We start from the raw sequence: 8,307 nt of genomic DNA, 5'->3' as shown, positions 1-8,307 counted from the left end.
GTTTTATATTATCTATTCCTGCAATTTTTGGAGCATTTATATTGCAACTTAAAGATATCGGCTCAGCATTGGATGTCAATTTCCTGCCGGTATTCCTAGGATTTTTAGCAGCTATTGTGGCAGGTTATCTGGCCATCAAATGGATGCTTGACTTAATTCAAAATAAGAGTTTGGATATATTTGCCTATTATTGTTGGGTGGTAGGTATTATAGTGTTTATGGGCTCAATAGCTCATATATTCTAAAAATTAAAAATTATAGAGATTATTAATCTCTATTTACATACTTTTTCTATTCTTTTTCTTAACTTTTCAACGGAGTTTCCAAGCACTAATGCTGTAAACATTGCACCGCCTGCTCCAGCACCTTCCTTAACGAATCCTTTTAGGTAATTTTTCAATCCTTCATGTTCTGAATCTTCAAATCTAGGGTCAACCACATTGACGGTGATGTTTTCATCAATCTGTTTTAGGATTCCGAATAGATCTGCTGTTTCGTCACTTGCAACGAACACTGTTGTTGCAAGGTTGATTCTTGAAAAGTCAAATGTAGGTTGGATTGATTTGATTGCAGCGCATGTTGCAGCCATCTGTGTTCCTCCTGCTAAAATTATTGGAATGTCTGAACCGATTACCATTCCTGCGATTGCAGCGATGGTTGGGTCTCCAACTGCACCTATTGCCTGCATTGCATCGGCTTCGCCAGGGGTGATTCCAGCGTTTTTCAATCCTTCATCAACTGTTTTTGATTTCAAGTCATGAGGGTTATGTGGCATGCTTCCGCTGACTTTTTCGTTTGCTTTGTATCCCAATGCCTTCAGGACTCCAAGTGCGGTTGTTGTTCCGGCTGCGATACTTTCACCGATAATCAACATTTCATGCCTTTGTGATAACTCATTACCTAAGTCTTTTGCGTTTTCAAATATTTCCAATGGGTTTAATACGCCTTTACCTGTTCTTATGTCTCTTCCGTAGTCTTTTCCTAAGCTGACATATTCAAGATCAGGCTTGATTTTGGAACCTGCATCGACAATAACAAATGGGATATTGGCAACCTGAAGGGCAGCTTTTGTAAGTCTTGCAGGTGTTGGTGCTGCCGCATCTCCAACTACAGTTTCTGCAGGGGCTTCACAGCATCTGACTTCTCCTAAAACCATAAATTCAGCATCACTTGCTGGAGTGTATTCGGTCAAGTCTGCTGATGGGCCTGCTCCGGAAATCCCTTCTATCAGGGAGGTTTCTGTTGTTCCTATTGTAAGTAAGAATACGGCTTCATCCTCTGCCTCTTGCAATTTTTCAATCAATTCGGTTGAGCCATATGTTGTTACACCATCAATCATTATTTTCACCTTGTTTTTTCAATAAGTCAATAATTATCTTGTTTTGATTAATAATTTTCTTGTTTTGAAGCATGATTTTCTTCAACATTTCCATTTCCGGCAGTTCATTGTCAGTTTGGAATGTTTGTCCGTCTCTTGCTCTTGGTGGGATTTTAATCTGTTCTTTTGGAGGCAACTTGTCGCTGTCTCCTTTTGGAGGAATCACTCCTCTGGATGCGCTGTCCTCTTTTGACACGAAATCGACATATCTGTGTGTCACCTTGTTTTTTCCACGTTCGTCAAGCAATTCCATTAATCTGTTGTCAACATTTTCAACGCCAACTAACTCTTCTTGCTCCACTTCATGTATCAGTCTCTTTTGTATGTTGTACGCATTGTATATTGGTATTCCTCTTGTTTTACATTCGTTCTTGAACATGTCGTGGATGTTTATGTCTCCAGTCAGTTGTTTTACTCTTTTTTGTTCCAAAGTATTTGCGCTATAAAATCCCATGTTTTCACTTATGTATTTTAAATTTAAAATATTTTTACATATTAAAAATGTATAATTTTAATACATTAGAAAATTATTTATAATAAAAATGTCCAATTATCATACATTGGTGATAATATGCTGAAGGATATTTTGGGTAATCATCCGCAAATTAAAGTAATTGATTATATGCTGGCCTGCCCGTTTAATGAGCTAACAAAGCAGCAATTGGCTGTTGGGTCTGAAATTTCCAGGTCCACATTGGATAAGTTCATCGGCGATTTTTTAGAGTATGGCCTGTTATGCAGGAAAGGGTCAAAATATGTTGTGAACCTGGAGTCCGTCTACATAAGGCAATTGAATTTGATGTTGGATGAGCTTATCCGGAGGGAAATTGAAATTCAAGAGCAGCTTCCAGAGGATGTTGGGGATAAATTAACGGATGAAGAATTGGATGAAATGTTAACTGAACTTCCAGATGAAGTTGATTTGGATAAATTGGAATTTGAAATAGAATCAAAAGAGTATTATTCTTTTTCTTCGGATAAAACCAGTAAAAACTCTTTTGACTTGTCTTTGATATAGGTGATAGGATGAAAAACATATCTGATATACCATATGATGAAAAAGTGAAAATTAATAAGGAATCTAAAGTTGTTCATGCATCCTCTTTTGGTGTTGGAGGGACAAATGAAGAGATAAGGGTGATTGTTTGTGATAAAAAATTAATTTCAGACGATAATGACTTTAAGTTGATTAATGTATCTGACTTGCAAATTGTTATGGATAAAAAAACGGCGATTGACTTAAAAAATCTCTTAGAGCAATATATCGAGTAGGGGTTGCTAATATGGAAACCACCACCATTACCGAAGAGGTTTTGTTCTTTCTCTATCGCAACCACTATTTCAACAAACGCCACACTCCTGTTGTAAACGTCTGCAACAAATTATCTCAATTTCCATGCAAGCTCGTTAAAAAAGAATTGAATAAGTTGTATAAGGTTGAAATAATCAGGTATAAGAAAACCGCTCATGGAATGGATGTTTTTCTTAATGTTAAGATGAAAAGAGATATAGAAAAAATCATTTCAGATAGGATGTACTCCCTATATTCATTATGATTTAATATTAAAAAGAACAATATAATTATAACAAATATTTAAGTTGATTATCTTGATAAGTTTAGGAATTGAAGGAACAGCAGAAAAAACCGGTGTGGGCATTGTTGACAGTGATGGGAATATTCTGGCTATGGCTGGAAAGCAATTATATCCTGAAGAGGGCGGAATCCATCCGAGAATTGCCGCTGAACACCATGCTGAATGGATTCCTAAACTGATACCACAGGCCATTGAGGAATCCGGATTGTCCTATGATGATATCGATTTAATCTCATTTTCACAGGGCCCCGGCCTTGGTCCGGCATTGAGGATAGTTGCAACTTCAGCAAGAAGTCTGGCTTTATCCTTAAACAAGCCAATCATTGGAGTCAATCACTGCATAGGGCATGTTGAGGTTGGAAAGCTTGATACTGGCGCTGTAAATCCTGTTGCATTGTATGTGAGTGGAGGAAACAGTCAGGTAATCGCATATGAAAGCGGAAGATACAGGATTTTCGGTGAAACCCTGGACATTGCCGTTGGAAACTGCCTTGACCATTTCGGCCGTGAAACAGGACTTGGACATCCAGGCGGACCGGTCATTGAAAAGCTTGCAAAGCAGGGTTCATATGTGGACTTGCCTTACATAGTCAAGGGTATGGACTTCTCATTTTCAGGATTGCTGTCCGCCGCATTAAGGGAGGCTCAAAAGGGAACTCCTATGGAGGATGTCTGCTTTTCACTTCAGGAAACCGCATTTTCAATGCTTGTTGAGGTCACTGAAAGGGCATTGTCCCATACCCAAAAGGATGAGGTGATGCTGTGCGGTGGAGTTTCAGCAAACTCAAGACTTCGCGAAATGCTTAAGACAATGTCTGAAGAGCATGGAGCCAAGTTCTACATGCCTGAGATGAAGCTCTGCGGCGACAATGGCGTCATGATTGCATGGCTTGGACTTTTGATGTGCAAGGAGTTCGGTCCGATGGAACTGAAGGATACTGGAATTATCCAGAAGTTCAGAACCGATGAGGTTGACATTCCTTGGATTGACAATTCCAAAACCTATTTGACATTGCCCGATGAGTTGATAGCCAAAGGGGCTGAATCAAATATCGTTAAAAGTAATTACTTGGGTGAAAAGGCTGTGCTGAAAGACAGAATTCCTAAGGGTTACAGGATTCCTGAAATAGACAACAAGATCAGAAAGGCAAGAACCAAGGAAGAGGCTAAGCTATTGTCTGACGCTAAACGTGCAGGTGTCAAGACTCCTGTGTTGTATGACATCAACCTGGAGAACAAGTCAATATTGATGGAAGAGATTGAGGGGCAAATGCTTAAGGAAGCAATCAACGAGGATTTGGCATTTAGGTTAGGTGAAGAGATTTCCAAATTGCACTCATTTGACATTATTCACGGTGACATCACAACCTCAAACATCATGCTAAGTGATGACAAGCTTGTATTCATTGATTTCGGTCTTGGAAGATATTCACAAGTGAAAGAGGATAAGGCAGTTGACTTGCTTGTTTTAAAGAAATCATTGCAGAGCATTGACTATAACTTGGCTGTCAAGTACTTTGACTGCGTTCTTGAAGGTTATGGGGACAGGTCAATTATCAATGCAATTCATGATGTAGAGTCTCGTGGAAGATACACTCACTAATATTAACCAACATATATAATAAAAACCATCATCATAACTAAAAATATGATAACATTTATAACTGGTAACGAACATAAAGTAAAAGAAGCAGAGAATATTTTCAAAGATTACGGCATTGAACTTGAGCATATTGATTTAGGTTACGAAGAACCTCAAGGAACTCTTGAGGAAGTGGCTTTATCAGGCGCAAAATATGCTAGTCGTAAGTTTGACAAACCTGTGATTGTTGAAGATGCTGGTTTATTCATTAAGGCTTTGAATGGATTTCCTGGAACATATTCACATTATGTTCAAGATACTCTTGGAAATCAAGGAATTTTAAAGCTATTGACTGATGTATCTGACCGTTATGCCGAATTCAGGTCAGTTATTGGGTACTGTGCCCCCAATTCTGAGCCCAAGACTTTTTTAGGCAAGGTTGAAGGTGAAATCGCAGTTGAAGAAAGAGGAGATTTAGGATTTGCTTTTGATCCGCTCTTTTATGTTCCAAGTTTGGGTAAGACCTTTGGAGAACTCACAACTGAAGAGAAAAACCAGTTTTCACATAGAAAAAATTCATTAAAGAAATTTATCGAATGGTATTCTAGTCAAGAGTAACATTATTTTCTGTTTATTGGGCTTATTTAAGATTTAATAAATTTAAAGAGGTTTATATTATGGCAAGACCAGAATGGGTAACTTATAGTGACGAAGAAATTGAAGAAATGATTTTAAAATTTAACAGAGAAGGTAAAAGTACCTCCGAAATCGGTATCATCTTAAGAGACCAATACGGAATCCCTTCAGTTAAAGACGTAACCGGTGAAAGAATCACCCAAATCTTAAAAAGAAACGGTCAAGCTGGTGACTACCCTGAAGATTTAATGAACTTAATCAGAAGAGCAGTTAACATCAGAGATCACTTAGAAGAAAACCCTAAAGATTTACACTCTAAAAGAGGTTTAACCATTATCGAAGCTAGAATCAGAAGATTAGCATCTTACTACGTAAGTGAAGGTGCATTACCAGAAGGTTGGAGATATAATCCAAGAGAAGCAGCACTCCTTGTTAAATAGGGCTAGTGAAGCCACAAATATGCTTAAGGAGCATATTGAAAAGGATAGTGTTATCAGATTAATTTCTCATAACGATGCTGATGGAATTTCAGCAGCAGCAGTTATAGCTAATGCTTTGAAAGAGGAAGGTGTTCAATTCCACACAACAATAATTCCTCGTCTTAAGGAAGATATAGTAAATCAACTCAGAAGTGAGAAATATGATTTATTTATCTTTTCAGACATGGGAAGTCCTTTCATTAAGGAATTCAACACATACAAGCATGATGTTATAGTTGCTGACCACCACCAAATTGACGATACCGAATCTGAGAGTAATGTGGTTCACATTAACCCTCACATATTTGGTGTTGACGGTAGTAAGGATTTATGCGGTGCAGGTTCAGCTTATTTGGCTATTCGTGACTTGGACAAGAAACACTTGGCTCACTATGCACTCATCGGTGCATTTGGTGATATGCAAGGTCAAAACGGTTTTACTGGCGTAAACAGATTGATTCTTGATGATGCAGTTCAAAGCGGCGTCGTTGAAATTCACGAAGGCTTGAAAATAGTGTCAAAAGCTTCAGAACCTATATTCAAATCCCTTGCTTACACTTTTTCACCGCCATTGCCTGGAATTAGTGGAGATTTAGAGGGCGCTCAAGAATTTTTAGAGAAAATGAACTTATCTTATGGTATCAAATTCACTGATTTGGAAGATGAGGAAAAAGATCTCCTAAAAGAAGCACTTGTTAACATAAATCCAGACATTTTCGGCGATTGTTATACAGTTCCAAAAGAAGTTCCGCTATTGCGTGACCTTGAAGAGTACTCATACATTCTTGATGCATGCGGTAAGAACAAGAAACAAGGTCTAGGTTTAAGCATTGCACTTGGAGAAAAAGAGCAAGCATTGGATGCTGCCTTAAGGCTCCAACGTCAATATCGTGACCAAATCGTTAAGGGACTTGAATGGATTAAACGTGAGGGAGCTCAGCAATTAAATGCTATTCAATATTTATACTCTGAAGATAAGGTATTGAAATCTGTAATGGGTACAATTGCAAGTATCGGTTTGTCTGTTGAAATATTGGACGGTTCAAAACCGGTAATTGGCCTTTCAAGGCTTCACAAAGATATCAAGATATCTGGTAGGACCACTCGTGAAATGGTTGGTCGTGGAGTCAACTTGGGCAAGGCATTGCAAGACTCCTCCAATAACTTCGGTGGAACAGGGGGAGGACATGACATCGCAGCTGGTGCTATGATTCCATACGAGGCAAAGGACAATTTCCTACATTTGGTAGATGAGATGGTTGAATATCAATTAAGTAATGATTAATATGTTTTTAACAAAAAAAGAACAAGAAATGTGTGATGGGGAATACGGAGAAACCATCAGGAAAAGTATGGATATTCTCGTAGCTTTAGGAGATATCTATGGCGCTTCCAAATTGGTTGACATCACCTCAGCACAAGTATCTGGTGTTTCTTATAAGACAATTGGAGATGCTGGTTTAGAATATCTTGAAGATTTGGCTCAAGACAATTCTGGAAAAGCAACAATCAACGCTTCCCTGAACCCTCCTGGAACCGATTTGGATAATTGGGAGGAATTGGGATTTCCGGAATACTTTGCAATCAAGCAAAATAAGATTGTGGATGCATATGCAAATCTTGGAATTTCAAAAACTTGTACCTGTACTCCTTATTTGGTTGGTAATGTTCCAAGATTCAGGGATCATGTCTCATGGTCTGAATCATCTGCTGTAGCTTATGTCAATTCTGTTATTGGTGCTAGAACCAACCGTGAAGGTGGACCTGCAGCACTTGCAGCGGCAATTGTTGGAAAAACTCCATTATACGGATTCCATTTGGAAAAAAACAGAAAAGCTAATCTTGTTGTTAATGTTGACACCGAATTAAAAGGTGCTGACTTTGGAGCTTTGGGTTATATTATCGGTAAATTTGTTGGAAGTGGAGTTCCATACTTCAAATTGCAAAACACTCCAAACAACAATGACCTAAAAACATTGGGAGCAGCACTTGCATCTTCAGGTTCAGTTGCACTTTATCATGTGGAAAATGTAACTCCTGAGTATGATGTTGCAGGTGAGGCAGATGTTGAAGACATCATGTTCATTGGTGAGAAGGAAATTACTGAAACCCGCCAAAAATTGACAACAACCGATAGGGAACCTGATTTGATTTGTCTTGGATGTCCTCATGCATCACTTGAGGAAATTAAACAAGTGGCATCTATCGTTCAAGGAAAAACTATTAAAAATAAATTATGGATTTGCACATCCGTCAGCGTAAAGGCGACTGCTGACAGAATGGGTTACACTCAAATAATTGAAAGTGCGGGTGGAAACGTCGTATGCGACACCTGTATGGTTGTGGCTCCTATCGAGGAGATGGGCTTTGAGGTAATCGGTGTGAATTCAGCAAAAGCAGCAAACTATGTTCCATCAATGTGTGGACTTGATGTTGTTTATAATGATGTAGAAAATCTTATTCAGTTCGAATAAGTTTTCTCAAATTCTTTTTTTTAGAGTCTGTAAAATTTTATAGGCTTATTTAATTTTTATGTGTTTTTGTGTCCAGTTTTGCATTTGGAAGTCTAAAAAGGTTAGAATTCCATTTTTGGTCTTGTATAATTTCTTTATTTTTTCTGGATTGGTTTGTCTGTAG

At 38.2% G+C, this 8,307-nt stretch carries 11 protein-coding genes; 9 read left to right on the top strand and 2 right to left on the bottom strand.

Annotated features, from left to right (window positions below):
• Positions 1–245, top strand: a 245-nt coding sequence (locus ILA26_RS08085; RefSeq protein WP_292896145.1) for an undecaprenyl-diphosphate phosphatase, incomplete at its 5' end; no start/stop codon positions are given.
• A 29-nt stretch (positions 246–274) separates the two neighbouring features.
• Here the strand turns inward: ILA26_RS08085 and cobT are convergent.
• Both cobT and ILA26_RS08075 read right to left on the bottom strand, forming a co-directional pair.
• Positions 275–1,339 (bottom strand): nicotinate mononucleotide-dependent phosphoribosyltransferase CobT, encoded by a 1,065-nt coding sequence (gene cobT, locus ILA26_RS08080; protein WP_292896143.1) that lies wholly within the window; start codon positions 1,337–1,339, stop codon positions 275–277.
• Positions 1,332–1,832 (bottom strand): hypothetical protein, encoded by a 501-nt coding sequence (locus ILA26_RS08075; protein ID WP_292896141.1) that lies wholly within the window; start codon positions 1,830–1,832, stop codon positions 1,332–1,334. The genes cobT and ILA26_RS08075 overlap by 8 nt, the downstream gene beginning before the upstream one ends.
• Before the next feature lie 117 nt (positions 1,833–1,949).
• On the opposite strand from ILA26_RS08075, the gene ILA26_RS08070 reads away from it, so the two are divergent.
• The 8 genes from ILA26_RS08070 to ILA26_RS08035 are packed head-to-tail and all read left to right on the top strand — an operon-like array spanning position 1,950 to position 8,144.
• Positions 1,950–2,396, top strand: a complete 447-nt coding sequence (locus tag ILA26_RS08070) for a hypothetical protein (RefSeq protein ID WP_292896139.1) — start codon at positions 1,950–1,952, stop codon at positions 2,394–2,396.
• An 8-nt stretch (positions 2,397–2,404) separates the two neighbouring features.
• Positions 2,405–2,650: a hypothetical protein gene (locus ILA26_RS08065; protein ID WP_292896137.1), complete on the top strand. Its 246-nt coding sequence runs from the start codon at positions 2,405–2,407 to the stop codon at positions 2,648–2,650.
• A gap of 11 nt (positions 2,651–2,661) precedes the next feature.
• A complete protein-coding gene (locus ILA26_RS08060) occupies positions 2,662–2,934 on the top strand; it encodes a hypothetical protein (RefSeq protein ID WP_292896135.1) in 273 nt (90 codons plus the stop codon).
• Between the two features lie 43 nt (positions 2,935–2,977).
• On the top strand, positions 2,978–4,576 hold the full coding sequence (locus ILA26_RS08055) for a bifunctional N(6)-L-threonylcarbamoyladenine synthase/serine/threonine protein kinase (protein ID WP_292896133.1): 1,599 nt from the start codon (positions 2,978–2,980) through the stop codon (positions 4,574–4,576).
• A 45-nt stretch (positions 4,577–4,621) separates the two neighbouring features.
• The gene (locus tag ILA26_RS08050; protein ID WP_292896131.1) at positions 4,622–5,173 is read left to right on the top strand and encodes an XTP/dITP diphosphatase; all 552 of its coding nucleotides are present in this window, start codon (positions 4,622–4,624) and stop codon (positions 5,171–5,173) included.
• A gap of 59 nt (positions 5,174–5,232) precedes the next feature.
• Positions 5,233–5,631: a 30S ribosomal protein S15 gene (locus ILA26_RS08045; RefSeq protein WP_292896129.1), complete on the top strand. Its 399-nt coding sequence runs from the start codon at positions 5,233–5,235 to the stop codon at positions 5,629–5,631.
• On the top strand, positions 5,621–6,955 hold the full coding sequence (locus tag ILA26_RS08040) for a DHH family phosphoesterase (RefSeq protein WP_292896147.1): 1,335 nt from the start codon (positions 5,621–5,623) through the stop codon (positions 6,953–6,955). Before ILA26_RS08045 ends, ILA26_RS08040 begins: the two co-directional genes overlap by 11 nt.
• A 1-nt stretch (position 6,956) precedes the next feature.
• Positions 6,957–8,144, top strand: coding sequence for an aconitase X catalytic domain-containing protein (locus ILA26_RS08035; RefSeq protein WP_292896127.1), 1,188 nt, complete (start codon positions 6,957–6,959; stop codon positions 8,142–8,144).
• Positions 8,145–8,307 lie beyond the last annotated feature (163 nt).

Origin of the sequence: Methanobrevibacter sp. (assembly GCF_017940815.1) — an archaeon.
Taxonomy (GTDB): Archaea; Methanobacteriota; Methanobacteria; order Methanobacteriales; family Methanobacteriaceae; genus Methanocatella.
The sequence above is the reverse complement of the archived record's forward strand: the minus strand, read 5'-3'. Positions and strand labels throughout refer to the sequence as shown.

What these genes read in the sequence shown, in the direction of transcription:
- cobT (WP_292896143.1), bottom strand. Translation starts at nt 1,339, where the DNA reads ATGATTGATGGTGTAACAACATATGGCTCAACCGAATTGATTGAAAAA.
- ILA26_RS08075 (WP_292896141.1), bottom strand. Translation starts at nt 1,832, where the DNA reads ATGGGATTTTATAGCGCAAATACTTTGGAACAAAAAAGAGTAAAACAA.
- ILA26_RS08070 (WP_292896139.1), top strand. Translation starts at nt 1,950, where the DNA reads ATGCTGAAGGATATTTTGGGTAATCATCCGCAAATTAAAGTAATTGAT.
- ILA26_RS08065 (WP_292896137.1), top strand. Translation starts at nt 2,405, where the DNA reads ATGAAAAACATATCTGATATACCATATGATGAAAAAGTGAAAATTAAT.
- ILA26_RS08060 (WP_292896135.1), top strand. Translation starts at nt 2,662, where the DNA reads ATGGAAACCACCACCATTACCGAAGAGGTTTTGTTCTTTCTCTATCGC.
- ILA26_RS08050 (WP_292896131.1), top strand. Translation starts at nt 4,622, where the DNA reads ATGATAACATTTATAACTGGTAACGAACATAAAGTAAAAGAAGCAGAG.
- ILA26_RS08045 (WP_292896129.1), top strand. Translation starts at nt 5,233, where the DNA reads ATGGCAAGACCAGAATGGGTAACTTATAGTGACGAAGAAATTGAAGAA.
- ILA26_RS08035 (WP_292896127.1), top strand. Translation starts at nt 6,957, where the DNA reads ATGTTTTTAACAAAAAAAGAACAAGAAATGTGTGATGGGGAATACGGA.